The sequence below is a fragment of the Mesorhizobium sp. SARCC-RB16n genome (genome assembly GCF_008520305.1).
In the GTDB taxonomy this organism is placed as follows: domain Bacteria; phylum Pseudomonadota; class Alphaproteobacteria; order Rhizobiales; family Rhizobiaceae; genus Mesorhizobium.
The window spans coordinates 240,383-255,121 of the sequence record NZ_ML703264.1; the positions used below are offsets into that span (position 1 = coordinate 240,383).

The window sequence follows — 14,739 nt, forward strand, 5'->3', positions numbered from 1 at the left end:
AACGCCAATGCGCGTCCTGCTGATCGAGGACGAACCGGAAATGGCCTCCGTCCTGAAGGCCGCTCTGGAGCGTCTGGACATCATCGTCGACCACGCCGCGACCTTGGCCGACGCAGAGGCGGTGGCTCGTCTGGGCCATCACGACGCCGTGGTGCTGGACCGTCGGCTGCCGGATGGCGACGGCCTCAGCCTGATCCCGCGCCTGCGCGCCTTGCATCTGGATGTGCCTGTCATCGCGCTGACGGCGATGAGCGGGTTGGACGACCGGGTTGCCGGGCTCGATGCCGGCGCCGACGACTACATGGTCAAGCCTTTCGCCACGGTGGAACTCGTCGCGCGGCTGCACGCCCTGCACCGCCGCTCGTTCACCTCGCGCGCCAACCAGACGATGGTCGGCCGCCTGACCTATGATTTCCGCCATCGCGAGGCGCTGATCGAGGATCAGGCGCTCGATTTGCCGCGACGTGAAAGGCTGGTGCTCGAAACGCTCATCCGCCGGCCGGGCCGGACCATCATGCGCGGCGCTCTCGAGGAGGCCGTCTACGCCCTGGACGACGAGATCGGCTCGAATGCGCCCGACGCGCATGTCTCGCGGCTGCGCCGCAAGCTCGACGATGTCGCCGCCGGCATCGAGATCCGAGCGATCCGCAATCTTGGCTATCTCCTGCGGGCAGCCTCGTGAAGAAAGTGCGCACGCGCTCGCTGCAATGGATCCTGGTCCGCCGGCTGATCCTGCTGCAGGCGGCGACGCTGCTCCTCTTCATCGTGCTGTGCGCGGCGGCCCTTTGGATCGCCAATCCGAGCCTGCTTATCGACAACGAGGCTGCCGTGGCGGCCGTCAAGGATGCCGTCGGCCGGGACAAGGACGGCAGGCTGATTGTCCGTGAAACGGAAGACCTCGCCGCGTTTCGCCAGAGCTTCCCCAATGTCTGGTACATCGTTCGCGACGATAGCGGGCAAAGCGTCCGTTCGGGCACGATACCGGATGTCTACACCAGGGACTTCGGTGGCCTGCTCGGCGAAGCAGACCACGCCACTATCGGATTCTCCGACAAGGACATGCGGCCGGAAGCCTATATGGAAAACGCCTCGACCAAAGCCGGCGCAGTCCAGATCATCGCCGCGACACAGTCGTCGCGCCAGGAGACCGACGGGCTCGAGATCAACATTTCGGCCACGGTGGAGGTCGCCCGTTATCCGGACGGCAGCAGGAACTGGGAGCGCGCGCTGCCGGCGCTTGCGCTCGTCATCGCGGTCCTGCTGCTGCCCATCGTCCTGGTCATGGGCGCCACCACGCTGGTGACGACGCCGGCCGTGGTCCGCCGCTCCTTCGCCGGCCTTGTCGAAACCGTCCGCCAGGCTGCCCGCATCGATATCGGTACCCGCGCGATGCAGTTGCCGGTCAAACACGTGCCGCAGGAGATCGCGCCGCTGGTGCATGCCTTCAACGAGGCTTTGGCCCGCCTCGCGCAGGGATACGACCGGCACAACCGTTTCCTCACCGACGCGGCCCACGAATTGCGAACGCCGATCGCCATCCTGCGCACACGCGCCGAGTTGCTGCGGCAGGAGCCGCAAAGTGTGCGGCTGCTGCATGATATCGAGCGCCTGTCGCACCTCGCACAGCAACTGCTCGACCATCAATTGCTCGACCGTCCATCCGACCAGCGCGAGATCGTCGATCTCGACGATCTGGTCAGCCGGGTGGCGGCCGACTTCGCGCCGCTCGCCATAGAAGCCGGCTACGACCTTGCCTTCGAGCCTTCGCCCGACAAGACACGCGTCGAGGTCAACGTGTTGCAGATCGAGCGAGCGCTCGCCAACCTCGTGCGCAACGCCATCGAGCATGGCGGCGGCGGCGGTACCATCACGATTGCGATCGACAGGACGGGTGGCATCGAAGTGCGAGACGAAGGCCCGGGCATTCCCGTGGAAGAGTGCGAGAATGTCTTCGAGCCGTTCTATCGCCTGCAGCCGCAGTCGCGCGGGGCGGGGTTGGGGCTGAACCTCGCTCGACAGATCGCATTGCTGCACGAGGGAACGATCCGGATCCTGTCGGGCTCATGGCGCGGCGCCCGCATCCGCATGGAACTGCCGATTCGTTCGTGACGCGGGCCGTTTACGCCGCCAAACGCATGGCGGCCGGGCCAGCCAGTGGCCGCGCCGATCCCTGACTTATCTGTTTTCTAACCAATTGCCGCTATTGCCATGTCCAAAGCGGGAGCCAGGCTTTGGTGGGAACGGGAAAAATCGGCACGCACCGGGCACCCATGTTGTCGGTCGTCGTGCCTTGCTACAATGAACGCGACGGCGTGGCGGAGCTTCATCGACGCGTCAGCGCGGTATGCCTCGAGCAAAGCCTCCCCTACGAGGTCGTGCTCGTCATCGACGGGGCAACCGACGGCACCCGCGAGGCCATTTTCGAACTGGCCGAAAAGGACGACCATGTGGTCGCTATCGATCTTGCACGCAATTACGGCCACCAGATCGCCTTGAGCGCCGGGCTGGAATTCTGTCGCGGCCAGCGCATTCTCATTCTCGACGCCGATCTCCAGGATCCGCCCGAACTGCTGGGTGGGATGATGGCGAAGATGGACGAAGGCTTCGACGTCGTCTACGGCCAAAGGGTGAAACGCGACGGCGAGAGCTGGTTCAAGCTGGCCTCCGCCTCGATGTTCTACCGTCTGCTCGGCAGGATGGTCGATGTCGAGATCGCGCCGGACTCCGGAGATTTCCGGTTGATGAGCCGCCGTGCGCTGGACCATCTGATCGCAATGCCCGAACGCTACAGGTTCATTCGCGGCATGGTGAGCTGGATCGGGCTGAGGCAGGTCGCCTTCCCTTATGAACGGCACCGGCGCTTTGCAGGCACCACCCACTACCCGCTGAAGAGGATGGTTCTTCTGGCGATCGACGCTATGACCAGCTTTTCGATCGTGCCTTTGCGCTTTGCCTCGCTGCTGGGGATGATGTCCGGCCTGCTCGGCCTGCTCGTGCTTGGCTATACGCTGTTGGAATGGTCTGTCGGCAATGTTCTGCCCGGCTGGACGAGCCTTGCCGCGATCATGCTCATCCTAGGCAGCGTCCAGCTTCTGGTGCTGGGCATCTTCGGCGAGTATCTCGGCCGCATGTACATGGAGACGAAGCGGCGGCCGCTCTATTTCGTCAACGAGATCGTTTCGCGTGGCCAGTCGGCCAAGGACAGCGATCTCCCGGTCCATCGCCTGCAGGAGATGGCAAAGAGAGCCGCCCGTGCTTGAGGCCGAATTCGACCAGTTTGCGCGCGAGTACCAGGAGCAGCATGCCGCGAGCATAAGGCTTAGTGGCGAGACACCGGAGTTCTTCGCGAAATACAAGATCGACGACGTCGCTGCGACACTGGGACGGGCCGGCGTGAAACCCAGGCGCATACTCGACTTCGGCGCCGGCGTCGGCAATTCGCTCGGCTACATGCGCGCAGCGTTTCCCGACAGCGAGATCGTCCTGCTCGATCCTTCGCGGGAATCGCTCGACATCGCCAGCAAGCGCTTCCCCGATCAGGCCGCGTTCACGCATTTCGACGGCCAGACAATCCCCTTCGCCGACCATAGCTTCGACCTTGCCTTCGCGGCCTGCGTCTTCCATCACATCCCCGAGAATCTCCAGATCGGATTGTTCGCCGAGATCGGCAGGGTGCTGGCCGATGGCGGCAGTTTCTTTGTCTTCGAGCACAATCCGTGGAATCCACTGACCACCCACGCGGTAAGGAATTGCGCCTTCGACGAGAACGCGGTCCTGATAAGCTCGCCTGAGATGCGCAGGCGAATGGCCGCGGCGGGTCTTTCCGGCACTCGGATCGTCTATCGGATTTTCTTTCCCAGACCGCTTGCAAGGCTGCGGCCGTTCGAGCGTTTCCTGACCAAGATACCTGTTGGAGCCCAATATTTTGCGCATGTGGTCAAGCCGCTCGTTTGACTGTCCAAGGATGCTGCTATCTGGCGCCGTCGGCCTGTTTAACACGACGTTCGGCGGCGGCGCGGATGCCCCCCGATCGGTCGACAAGAATAGAGGCGAAATGGCCTGGAGCGCGACATGAACCAGGCTGAGGCAATCGTTCCGACCACGTCGCGGCTTGGGGATGCACAGCGCATCAGGCTGATATTCTGCCTCTTCGCGGCCTCCATTACAGCTGCTGCATTGGCACCATCCGCAGGCTCGGTCCTCAAGGATCCCGACAGTTGGTGGCAAGTGAAAGTCGGGCTGGATTTCCTGGTAAACCGGGCATTTCCAACGGTCGATTCCTATTCCTACACTTTTGCCGGGCATCCGTGGATCGCGAAGGAATGGCTGGGGCAGGTCTTTCTGGGCCTTGCCTACCGTACCGCCGGCTGGAATGGTGTCGCCACGCTGATCATTGCGGCGATAGGGCTGACAGTCTTCGTGACGGCATGGTTCCTCAGCGCGTCGCTGAAGCCGATAGTGGCGGTAGCGCTGACATTCACCCTGGCCTTTCTGATCGCACCTATCTATACGGCGCGCCCCCATGTCTTCACCCTGCCGATCATTGTCATCTGGACGGCGGTGTTGTTTCGTGCGTCGGCAGAGGAGCGGGCTCCGCCGTGGTGGCTGCTCGCGCTGGTTGTGCTCTGGGCCAACCTGCACGCTACCTTCACTTTGAGCTTCGTCATCGCCGCCTTCGCCGGTCTCGATCTCCTGACGCGCACCGGCCTGTCGAAACCCGCTCTTTTGGCGAAGTGGGTGGCGTTTGGCTTGCTCTGTCCGCTGGTCTGCCTGATCCATCCCTATGGTGTGCAAGCCATCCTGGCCACCTTCACCGTCGCCCATGGCAATGAAGCGGTGCCGCTGATCGTCGAGTGGCGGCCGTTCAATGCCCAGGAACAGGCTCCCCAGGAAGCCGCGATACTGGTGGCGTTTTTCGGGCTTCTGACGTCAAGGCTGCGGATCGGCTGGGCCAAGGCGTTGTTCATCGTCTTCACCTTGCATGTCTACCTGTCGCATCTGCGCTTCGTCTATCTGTTTTTCCTGCTTGTTCCCCTGGTGGTGGCGGTCGAAGTCGCGCGCCAGTATCCCGCCCTGTCGGCAAGCGCCTGGCTGAGCGAAAAGCGTGATGGGCTGGAAAAATTCTTCGCCGGCCAATTCCATCTGCTCTGCGGCGCGACGTCGGTGTTGCTGGTCGGCGCGATCCTTACGCTCAATAACGCCTACCAGGTCGCGCCGAGCCCGACCACATCCGCCGGCGGTGCCCTTGCATTCGCCAGCGATCACCGCCTGTCCGGCAATGTGCTGAATTCCTACAATTTCGGCGGCACGCTGATTTTCCACGACATCAAGACCTATATCGATGGCAGGACGGACCAACTGTTCCTGGGCGGGTTCACGAAAACGGATGAGGCGACAGGGCAAACCGGCGGAAAGCCGCTGCTCGAGGCCCAGTTGAAGAAATACGCCATCGGCTGGGCGCTCCTTACTGCCGATGACACCCGCATCCCCTTCTTCAATGAGCTGGGCTGGAAGCGAGCCTATGCCGACGATTATTCCGTGATCTACCTACCCAACAGCTGATTCACCCGATCCCGCAAAACCGGCGTCGCCGGCGTTCGAAGGCCTGGCATTCACCTTGACAGGGATGTTGCAGTGCAGCAAAATTATGCTGCAGAGCACGGTCCGTGAGACCTATGAGCCAAGGTTTTTCGCACAATGGGGATCGCCGTATGAAGAGCATGTCAAGCGCCGTCGCACGGCCTTCGCAGGCCACGGCAAACGAACCGGTCAAATGAACTACAGGCGCGACATCGATGGCCTGCGGGCCGTTGCGGTGCTGCCAGTGGTGCTTTTCCATTTCGGCGTGTCCGCCATTCCCGGGGGCTTCACCGGCGTCGATATTTTCTTTGTGATATCGGGCTATCTGATCAGCGGCAGCCTGCTGGATGATCTCGAGCGCGGCCAGTTCTCGATCGGACGTTTCTACTGGCGTCGCGCAAAGCGCATCCTGCCGGCGCTGACCTTCGTCATCCTGCTTGCAAGCATTGCGGCCTGGTTCATCCTGCTGCCATCGGACCTGCACGAATTCAGCCTCAGCGTGATCGCCGCCTCGACCTTCTGGTCGAACATCTATTTCTGGAAGACGACGAACTATTTTTCGATCGACGCCGAATTGCGGCCGCTGCTGCACACATGGTCGCTTTCGGTCGAGGAGCAGTATTACATCTTCGCGCCGATCCTTATGTATCTGATCTACCGGTATGCCTCGAAGCGCTGGCTGGTGGTACTTCTGCCGATCGCCATCGGCAGTTTTGCCCTGGCGGTCATGGCGACCACGCTGGCGCCGACGGCCGGCTTCTACCTCTTGCCGACACGCATCTGGGAACTGGCGCTGGGCGCCATGCTGATGCTGAAAAGGCCACCGCCGCTCGCCAGCCGGGCGGCAACGGAACTGGTCGGCCTGGCCGGCTTTGCCCTGCTCGCATTCGGCTTCCTGACGATTTCGGAGAGCGATCCATTTCCCGGCTACAATGCCCTGTTTCCCTGCATCGGAACCGCCTTGCTCATTTACGCAGGGCAGAATCACGCGGACCGGCCCGTGCCTGTCGCCACGCGTGTGCTTCAATTCGCTCCGATGGTCTGGGTGGGGCTCATCTCCTATTCGCTCTACCTTGTTCACTGGCCGATCAATTCCTTCGTCCATTACCTCTCGCTGAAAGCGATCTCGGTGCCGACGATCGTCGCGATGACGGCGGCCAGCTTCGCCCTGGCGACCTTCTCGTGGAAATATGTCGAGCAGCCTTTCCGACAGAAGCGGGCCTTCACCGCGCCCCTGCCGATCTTCGCCTTTTCGGCGACGGCGATCGCCCTGCTGTGCGTCGGCGGTCTGGCCGGTGCGGTCGGCAACGGGTTCCCGCAGCGGTTTCCCGATTTCTCGACGCAACGGATCCTGGTGGGCGACTGGCGCAACGGTGTCTGCTTCAACGAAGGCGAGAGCCGGATCGAGAACTGGAATCTAGCCGCCTGCACGCGCACGCATGGCTTTGCCACCAATGTGCTGCTGTGGGGCGATTCCTTCGCGGCTCACTACGTTTCGGGCCTGGAGGCCAACGCGCAGAAAATCCAGGCCAACGTCATCCAATATACCTATGCCGGCTGCCCTCCCAACCTGTCCTACTTTTCCTATGCCAGGCCGAACTGCACCCGCTTCAACGAACGGGCGCTGTCGATCATCCGCGATGCCAACATCCAGGCGGTGATCCTGAGCGGTCGGTGGACGGACTACCAGGCCAGGGGCTTCGACGGACTGCAGACGACGATCGACCGGCTGCGCGACATGGGTGTCAAGGTCTATGTCATCGGCCAGTCTCCGGAGTTCATCGCCGACGTCCAGAAGATCGCTTTCTTTGCAAAACACGAGGGCGCCGCAAACACATCCTGGCCGATGGCCATGGATCCCGACATCAACAAGCAGGTACAACTCTTCGCCAAGGGCGCGACCTTCGTCGATCCGCTCACCTATCTGTGCGACGCCGCCGGCTGTTCCTACGCGGATGCCGCCAGCAAGCAGTTTCTCTATTTCGACTATGGCCATTTTTCTTCCGCCGGCGCGACGCTGGCCATCTCGAAATACTGGCCGAGCTTCGCCGCAGGCGGCGAAGTCGCAAAGGCCAGGGAACAGGCGCCGACCGTCACCGGTGAGCTGGCGAAGCCCGCATTGTGAGACCGGTTTGCGATTGCCCGAAGCCATGCCGTCATGATAACGAGGCTGCAGCGCGGGTATGATGTAATGGTAGCCTGTCAGCTTCCCAAGCTGAACGCGCGGGTTCGATTCCCGCTACCCGCTCCAGCCTGAGGCCGAAAAGTCTGTTGGCCTACACTGGAACCTGCCCGGCTGTCGGGAATGCCTAGGCCTGGGCAGTTCGCATCTGCTTCTTGAGCAGGAACCGGGCGAGGTTGTTGATATTCCGCGGCGCCACCTTCTTGGGCAGATGCGCCAGCAGACCTTCCGATTTGACGTCGTTGCGGAACCGCTCCGCCCAGTCTTCGGTGAGGCTGTCCCGCTGCAGGCGCAAATTCGTCTCGAACTCTCCGTCCGGCATTTCCATCGACAACTGCCGGGCCACCGACGCGACGTACGGACGAGGATTGTCCAACAGATCCTCGTAATAAAAGTGATCGTAGTGCAGATCGGCCAGTCGCAGGTAAGCTTCCCAGAAGGCATAGCTTTGCTCGATCAGGAAATAGGCCTGACAGATGCCGGCAAAGTCGTATTGCGGAACCAGATCCGCGCCGTCCATCGTGCTTCTCCAATGGCCTGACGCCTTTGCCCGACAATAGGAAATCGCTTGGCGAAGACGGTCCCGCCGCTCCAGCAGGACCAAACCCATGGCATGGCGCCGACCACATTCCGCCAGGAAGTCGACTCCATATTTGGCCTGCGACCAGTGAAGGTGCCGGGGAAACAGCTTCACGGCGAACGCGCCGTTTGCGGTCCCGCCGTGGTCGATCACGGCGGACAGCAGATCATCGAAGGATTTCGGCTTGCACCCCAGATTGGTCGTGTCGAGCCACTCGGCCGACTTGCCGAACAACCCCGTGCTGTTTGTGAGGCTGCCAAGCCATTCAGAACCGCTGCGGGCTTCGGTCAGTATCGCCACGCCCTTCATGTGTGCCGATAGTCCGCAGCCCGAGCGATGTCGATTGCAGAATGCCGTTCTTCTTGATGGTCCCCCGGCATGGTCAAAGCTCCACTTAAACAGCGCCTCAACGGACAAAGGCTTATATGTTCCGTCGATTCGATCTTAGGATAAGCTAAAATGCGGCCCCAAACACGTTACAGTTGGTTAATCAACGCCACGCCTTGGGCTCGAAGAGCCTGAACATGTGCGCAAAGGCCGGCCACGCAGCGGATGGCCGGTCCTTGCCTCAGCCAGAAGCGGTTACAGCCAGGCCCCAGCCCATACACGCTCGCGCCAGCAGCGGACATGGCGGCGACCGTGGCGCCAGTAGCGGCGGCAAACCCTGCGCCAGACGCGGCGGCGACCGTGGCGACGACGCCAGTGGCCATAGTGGCCACGATGATGCCAGCGATGCCCGTGGCGATGGGAGACCTGCTCCAGCTCTGCTCCGTCATCCCCTTCGAAGAGGGCCGGATCCGGCTTGTCAAGTTGATCGAGAATTCCGTTGCCCTGGGGAATACCGGCAACCGCGCGGCCGGGTCTGGCCACGCCCGCAAACACCACCGCCCCCGCAAGGCCAAGCATTCCAGTAAGAAACAACCGACGTTCCATAAAACCCTCCGAGTTGTTGACCATCGACACCTCGTTCCCTCGCCCGAAACAGGCTCCAGCGCGCATGCCGATCGGTTTGAACGCGCCGCGGCGGGTTCTCGTTCCATCACCCCACTTCGCGCAGGATGAAATCATGCAGCATCTTGGCCGCCGGCGACAGGACGCGATTCCTGACCGTGATCAGGCTGTAGGGTCTCACCTCGATGTCGAATTCGGTCTGGACGACATCGATTGCGCCGGCAAGGCCGTCCGGGTTCTGGATGAACTTCGCCACCTGCACCGAGACCGGCGCTATGGCATCGGATTGCGCGACCATGACCAGCGTGAGCAGCAGTGAGCTGGTATTCAGGATCCGGTCCGGCAGCGCGATGTTGCGGTTCAGGAAGTTGCTCTCCATCGCCTGGCGCAAGGGCGAACCGCCCGACTGGAAGACCCAGTCAAAGGCAGCGGTGTCTTCCAGCCGCACCACATTACCCCTCGCGAGCGGGTGGCCGCGGCGCACGATCAGGCAGGCCTTCTCGACGCCGATCACACGGGATTCGAACAGCCGCGGATTGAGGTCGTCGGGAATGCGGGCGATGATGAAGTCGTGGCGCGAGGCGATCAGCTCGCGGGCGAGCACATTGGAGGTTTCGACCTGCATGGTGATCTCGATGCGCGGGTAGATGCGGCGGATCTCGCGAATCGCCGGCACGGCCAGTTCGATCGCCGGCGCGGTCACGGCGCCGAGGAACACCGAGCCGCCCTTGCCGGCCTTGAGCTCGGCAATCTCGCGGTCGGCTTCGCGCATCTCGAGCAGGATCGAGCGGGCCCGCCTGGCAAGCGCCTGGCCATAGGGGGTGAGGGTCACGCCGCGCGGCAGCCGTTCGCACAGCTTCACGTCGAGCACCGCCTCCATCTCGGCGATCATGCGCGAGGCGGCCGGCTGGGAGATGTTCATGACCTGGGCAGCGGCGCTCACCCGTCCGTGATCGTCGAGGGCGGCGATCATGCGCATGTGGCGCAAGCTCAAGCCACTGCGCAGGAGTATCTCCCCGTCTGCCGGGAGCTTCTCATAACTTACTGGAATCGCATCGGGATCGCGCAATGCCGCCATGATCTTCCAGCCTTTCCGCCGGTCCTTTCCGCATGCTAGATCATACCGGTTTCGGTATAGCAACCACCAAAGATCGCATTTGACAGTTATGGCAAAGGGACCCACCCTTCGCGCGTTCCGAGGTGCAAGGGTCGGTAACGACAAAAATCGTATCGATTGAAACTGCGTCGCGGAGCCGATTGGGAGGATACCGGAGATCGATAAAGCCGACAGCGGCGCGTTTGCGCTCCTGTCTGGCTGCGCGGCCCGCGAAGCCCCGAGGTGTCGCGTCCATCAACCAGGGAGAGTAATGTGAAGATCATCAAGACGCTGGCCGCCGTCGCGGCCCTTGGCATCGCTGCCATGAGCTATCAGGCGCATGCGGCCGACAAGGGTCTTGTCGGCGTGCTAATGCCGACCAAGACCTCGCAGCGCTGGATCAATGACGGCGACGCCGTCAAATCCCAGCTCGAGGCTCTCGGCTACACCGTCGACCTGCAGTATGCGCAGGACGACATCCCCAACCAGCTCAGCCAGCTGGAAAACGAAATCACCAAGGGTCCGAAGGCGCTGATCATCGCCTCGATCGACGGCACCACTTTGTCGGATGCGCTGCAGAAGGCCGCTGACGCTGGCGTCGTCGTCGTCGCCTATGACCGCCTGATCAAGAAGACCGCCAATGTCGACTATTACACCACCTTCGACAATTTCGGCGTCGGCGTGATCCAGGCGAATTCCCTGGTCAAGGGCCTCAAGGAGCGCTTCCCGAACACCAAGCCGTGGAATGTCGAACTGTTCGGCGGCTCGCCAGACGACAACAATGCCTTCTTCTTCTACAATGGTGCGATTTCGGTCCTGCAGCCGTTGATCGACGACGGCTCGATCAAGATCAAGTCCGGCCAGATGGGCATGGACAAGGTCGGCACGCTGCGCTGGCTGGCGGCAACCGCCCAGGCCCGCATGGACAACCTGCTCTCGGCCAACTACTCGGACGGCAGCCGCGTCGATGGCGTTCTGTCGCCCTATGACGGCCTGTCGCGCGGTATCACCGCATCGCTGCGCGCAGTGGGCTACGGCACGGCCGCTCAGCCTTGGCCGATCGTGACCGGCCAGGACGCCGAGACCGCCTCGGTGAAGCTGATCATCTCGGGCGAGCAGTACTCGACCGTGTTCAAGGACACCCGCGAACTGGCCAAAGCCACTGTCGGTCTGGTCGACAAGGTGCTCTCGGGCGGCAAGCCCGAGGGCCTCGACACCAAGACCTACAACAACGACGTCAAGGTCGTTCCCTCGATCCTGTTGACGCCGCACGAAGTCGACAAGTCGAACTACCAGAAGCTGGTCGTCGACTCCGGCTACATCAAGGCCGAAGATCTGAAGTAATCTTGGCTATAAAGTCAGGGGTCCTGCGCGACGCAGGGCCCCTTTTCGTTCACAAGCGACCCCGGTATTGTTTCTGCCGGCCTAGAGCAATTCCAGGAAAAGTGCGTAGCGGTTTTCCGTCAGGAATTGCGTAAAAACAAGAAAGTCTAGGAGGAGCTTGCCCTGATGACCTCGACGATTTTGGAGATGCGCGACATCACCAAGACGTTCCCCGGCGTGAAGGCGCTGTCGAACGTCAACCTCAGCGTAGAGGAAGGCGAGATCCACGCCGTGGTCGGCGAGAACGGCGCCGGCAAGTCGACACTGATGAAAGTGCTGTCGGGCGTCTATCCCGCAGGCACCTATGACGGCCAGATCATTTTTCAGGGCCAGGAATGCCAGTTCAAAGGCATTCATGACAGCGAACACAAGGGCATCGTCATCATCCACCAGGAGCTTGCTCTGGTGCCGATGCTGTCGATCGCCGAAAACATTTTCCTCGGCAACGAACACGCCAGCTACGGCGTCATCGACTGGGACGCCAACGAGGCGCGCACTAGCGCCCTGTTGAAGAAAGTGGGCCTCAGGGAGGACCCCAAGACCCTGATCACCAATATCGGCGTCGGCAAGCAGCAACTGGTCGAGATCGCCAAGGCGCTGAGCAAGGAAGTCAAGCTGCTGATCCTCGACGAGCCGACCGCGTCGCTCAGCGAAAAGGACAGCCAGGCGCTGCTCGACCTGCTGCTCGAATTCAAGCGGCAAGGCATGACCTCGATCCTCATCTCGCACAAGCTCAACGAGGTGAACCGGGTCGCCGACAAGGTTACCGTCATCCGTGACGGGCGCACTATCGAGACGTTGGCCAAGCAGGACATTTCAGAGGACCGCATCATCACCTCGATGGTCGGCCGCTCGCTCGACGACCGCTATCCGCCGCGCGAGCCTGACATCGGCGACGTCGTGTTCGAGGTGAAGAACTGGTCGGTCTATCACCCGATCCATGCCGAGCGGCAGGTGATCAAGGGCATCAACATCAACGTGCGCAAGGGCGAGGTGGTGGGCATTGCCGGGCTGATGGGCGCCGGTCGCACCGAATTCGCCATGAGCCTATTCGGCCGCTCCTATGGCCGACGCATCACCGGCGAGGTGCTGCTTAAGGGCAAGCCGGTCGATGTCTCCTCGGTGAGCAAGGCGGTCCAACACGGCATCGCTTACGTGACCGAGGACCGCAAGACCTATGGTCTCAACCTTATCGACCATATCAAGCATAACATCACGCTGGCCAATCTCGGCGGCGTCTCGCGCCACAGCGTGATCGACGACATGCGCGAGCTCGCAGTTGCCAACGACTATCGCAAGAAGACCAATATCCGCGCCTCCAGCGTCTACCAGATGACCGGCAATCTTTCCGGCGGCAACCAGCAGAAGGTGGTGCTGTCGAAATGGCTGTTCGCCGATCCGGAAGTTCTGATCCTCGACGAGCCGACGCGCGGCATCGATGTCGGCGCCAAGTACGAGATCTACACGATCATCGCGCGCCTCGCCGCCGAGGGTAAGGCGATCGTGGTCATCTCGTCGGAAATGCCGGAATTGCTCGGCATCACCGACCGTATCTATGTCATGAACGAAGGGCGTATCGTGGGCGAAATGCCCGCAGCGGACGCGAGCCAGGAAAAAATAATGCGCGCCATCGTTCGGGGAGAAGGAAAAGCAGCATGAGCACCGAAAGCGCACCCGCCCCGCAAGGCAACGTCGCCGAAGAACAGCGTCCACGCATCGCCGTCTCGGCGCTGACGACGAACCTGCGCGAATACGGCCTGATTATTGCGCTGATCGTCATCATGCTGTTCTTCCAGTTCACCACATCGGGAACGCTGTTCAAGCCGGTCAACCTCAGCAACTTGGTACAGCAGAACTCGTTCATCATCGTGATGGCGCTGGGCATGCTGCTGGTCATCGTTTCCGGCTATATTGACCTCAGCGTCGGATCGGTCGCCGGCTTCATCGGCGCGCTGGCCGCGAACATGATGGTCATCTGGCAGCTCGGACCGCTCAGCAATCCGCTGGTGGTTTCGATCGTCTGCCTGATCGTGGGCGGCCTGATCGGCGCGGCGCAAGGCTATTGGATCGCCTATCACCGGATACCGAGCTTCATCGTCACGCTGGCGGGCATGCTGATCTTCCGCGGCATCTGCCAGGCGCTGCTGGGCGGCGGATCCTCGGTGGGGCCGCTTCCAGACGGCTTCAAGGCGCTGAGTTCCGGATTCATCCCGGATGTCATCGGTCCGCTGACGCTGATCCCGCCGACGGTGAACGCGGCCGGCAAGACCATCCTGGGAAGCGGCCTGACGTTGCACATGACGACGGTGGTGCTCGGCCTTATCGCCGTGCTGGCCTATGCCTATTTCGGGGTCAGGACGCGACGCAAGCGCGAACGCCACGGCTATGAGGCCGAGCCGTTCCCCTTGTTCGTCATCAAGACGCTGGTCGCCAGCGCGCTGGCGCTGTTCCTGGTCTATGAATTCGCCAGCTACAGGGGCCTGCCGGTGGTGCTGCTCGTCATGGGCGTGCTGATCTCGCTGTTCGTCTTCGTTACCAAGCGTATGACCATTGGCCGCCGCATCTACGCGATGGGCGGTAACCCCAAGGCCGCGCAATTGTCGGGCATCAACACCGAGCGGCTGACGCTTCTGGTGTTCATCAATATGGGCGTGTTGTCGGCGCTCGGCGGCCTGATCATCGCCGCGCGTCTCGGCCAGGCCGTGCCGGCCGCGGGCCTCGGCAGCGAACTCGACGTGATCGCGGCAGTCTTCATCGGCGGCGCCTCGGCCATGGGCGGCGTCGGCCAGGTGATCGGCGCGGTGGTCGGCGGCTTCATCATGGGCGTGATGAACAACGGCATGTCGATCATGGGCGTCAATGTCGACTGGCAGCAGGTGGTCAAGGGACTGGTGCTGCTCGGCGCCGTCATCTTCGACGTCTACAACAAAAACAAGGCTTGAGGCCGGGGGCGAGGACTAGGAGGCA

12 protein-coding genes and 1 tRNA gene are annotated in these 14,739 nt (G+C 62.0%); 11 read left to right on the top strand and 2 right to left on the bottom strand.

The genetic code is table 11. From position 1 onward, the window contains the following. Positions 1-7: 7 nt before the first annotated feature. The 7 genes from C7I87_RS11900 to C7I87_RS11930 all read left to right on the top strand — a co-directional run bounded on the left by C7I87_RS11900 (position 8) and on the right by C7I87_RS11930 (position 7,831). A complete protein-coding gene (locus C7I87_RS11900; RefSeq protein ID WP_149904388.1) occupies positions 8-682 on the top strand; it encodes a response regulator transcription factor in 675 nt (224 codons plus the stop codon). Further along, entirely contained in the window at positions 679-2,109 is a 1,431-nt protein-coding gene (locus tag C7I87_RS11905; RefSeq protein ID WP_149904389.1) for a sensor histidine kinase, read from the top strand. Before C7I87_RS11900 ends, C7I87_RS11905 begins: the two co-directional genes overlap by 4 nt. Positions 2,110-2,234: 125 nt before the next feature. Beyond that, a complete protein-coding gene (locus tag C7I87_RS11910) occupies positions 2,235-3,260 on the top strand; it encodes a glycosyltransferase family 2 protein (protein ID WP_210250630.1) in 1,026 nt (341 codons plus the stop codon). Beyond that, the gene (locus C7I87_RS11915; RefSeq protein ID WP_149904390.1) at positions 3,253-3,954 is read left to right on the top strand and encodes a class I SAM-dependent methyltransferase; all 702 of its coding nucleotides are present in this window, start codon (positions 3,253-3,255) and stop codon (positions 3,952-3,954) included. Before C7I87_RS11910 ends, C7I87_RS11915 begins: the two co-directional genes overlap by 8 nt. A gap of 117 nt (positions 3,955-4,071) precedes the next feature. Beyond that, positions 4,072-5,562, top strand: coding sequence for a hypothetical protein (locus C7I87_RS11920; RefSeq protein WP_149904391.1), 1,491 nt, complete (start codon positions 4,072-4,074; stop codon positions 5,560-5,562). Positions 5,563-5,773: 211 nt separating this feature from the next. After that, positions 5,774-7,705 (top strand): acyltransferase family protein, encoded by a 1,932-nt coding sequence (locus C7I87_RS11925; protein ID WP_149904392.1) that lies wholly within the window; start codon positions 5,774-5,776, stop codon positions 7,703-7,705. A 52-nt stretch (positions 7,706-7,757) separates the two neighbouring features. Further along, positions 7,758-7,831, top strand: a tRNA-Gly gene (locus C7I87_RS11930). Positions 7,832-7,889: 58 nt separating this feature from the next. On the opposite strand, the gene C7I87_RS11935 is transcribed toward C7I87_RS11930, so the two are convergent. After that, positions 7,890-8,651 carry a Stf0 family sulfotransferase gene (locus C7I87_RS11935; protein WP_149904393.1) on the bottom strand — a complete coding sequence of 254 codons (762 nt, stop codon included), beginning with the start codon at positions 8,649-8,651 and terminating at the stop codon, positions 7,890-7,892. Positions 8,652-8,969: 318 nt separating this feature from the next. Between C7I87_RS11935 and C7I87_RS35215 the strand changes: the two genes are divergently transcribed. Beyond that, positions 8,970-9,404: a hypothetical protein gene (locus tag C7I87_RS35215; protein ID WP_188393821.1), complete on the top strand. Its 435-nt coding sequence runs from the start codon at positions 8,970-8,972 to the stop codon at positions 9,402-9,404. On the opposite strand, the gene C7I87_RS11945 is transcribed toward C7I87_RS35215, so the two are convergent. Continuing rightward, positions 9,382-10,371 carry a LysR family transcriptional regulator gene (locus C7I87_RS11945; RefSeq protein WP_149904394.1) on the bottom strand — a complete coding sequence of 330 codons (990 nt, stop codon included), beginning with the start codon at positions 10,369-10,371 and terminating at the stop codon, positions 9,382-9,384. The two genes, C7I87_RS35215 and C7I87_RS11945, sit on opposite strands and share 23 nt — an antisense overlap. Positions 10,372-10,662: 291 nt before the next feature. Between C7I87_RS11945 and chvE the strand changes: the two genes are divergently transcribed. The 3 genes from chvE (at position 10,663) to mmsB (ending at position 14,714) form a co-directional block, all read left to right on the top strand. Beyond that, a complete protein-coding gene (chvE, locus tag C7I87_RS11950) occupies positions 10,663-11,733 on the top strand; it encodes a multiple monosaccharide ABC transporter substrate-binding protein (RefSeq protein ID WP_149904395.1) in 1,071 nt (356 codons plus the stop codon). Positions 11,734-11,898: 165 nt separating this feature from the next. After that, positions 11,899-13,431, top strand: coding sequence for a multiple monosaccharide ABC transporter ATP-binding protein (gene mmsA / locus C7I87_RS11955; RefSeq protein WP_149904396.1), 1,533 nt, complete (start codon positions 11,899-11,901; stop codon positions 13,429-13,431). Then, positions 13,428-14,714: a multiple monosaccharide ABC transporter permease gene (mmsB, locus tag C7I87_RS11960; RefSeq protein WP_149904397.1), complete on the top strand. Its 1,287-nt coding sequence runs from the start codon at positions 13,428-13,430 to the stop codon at positions 14,712-14,714. Before mmsA ends, mmsB begins: the two co-directional genes overlap by 4 nt. Positions 14,715-14,739 lie beyond the last annotated feature (25 nt).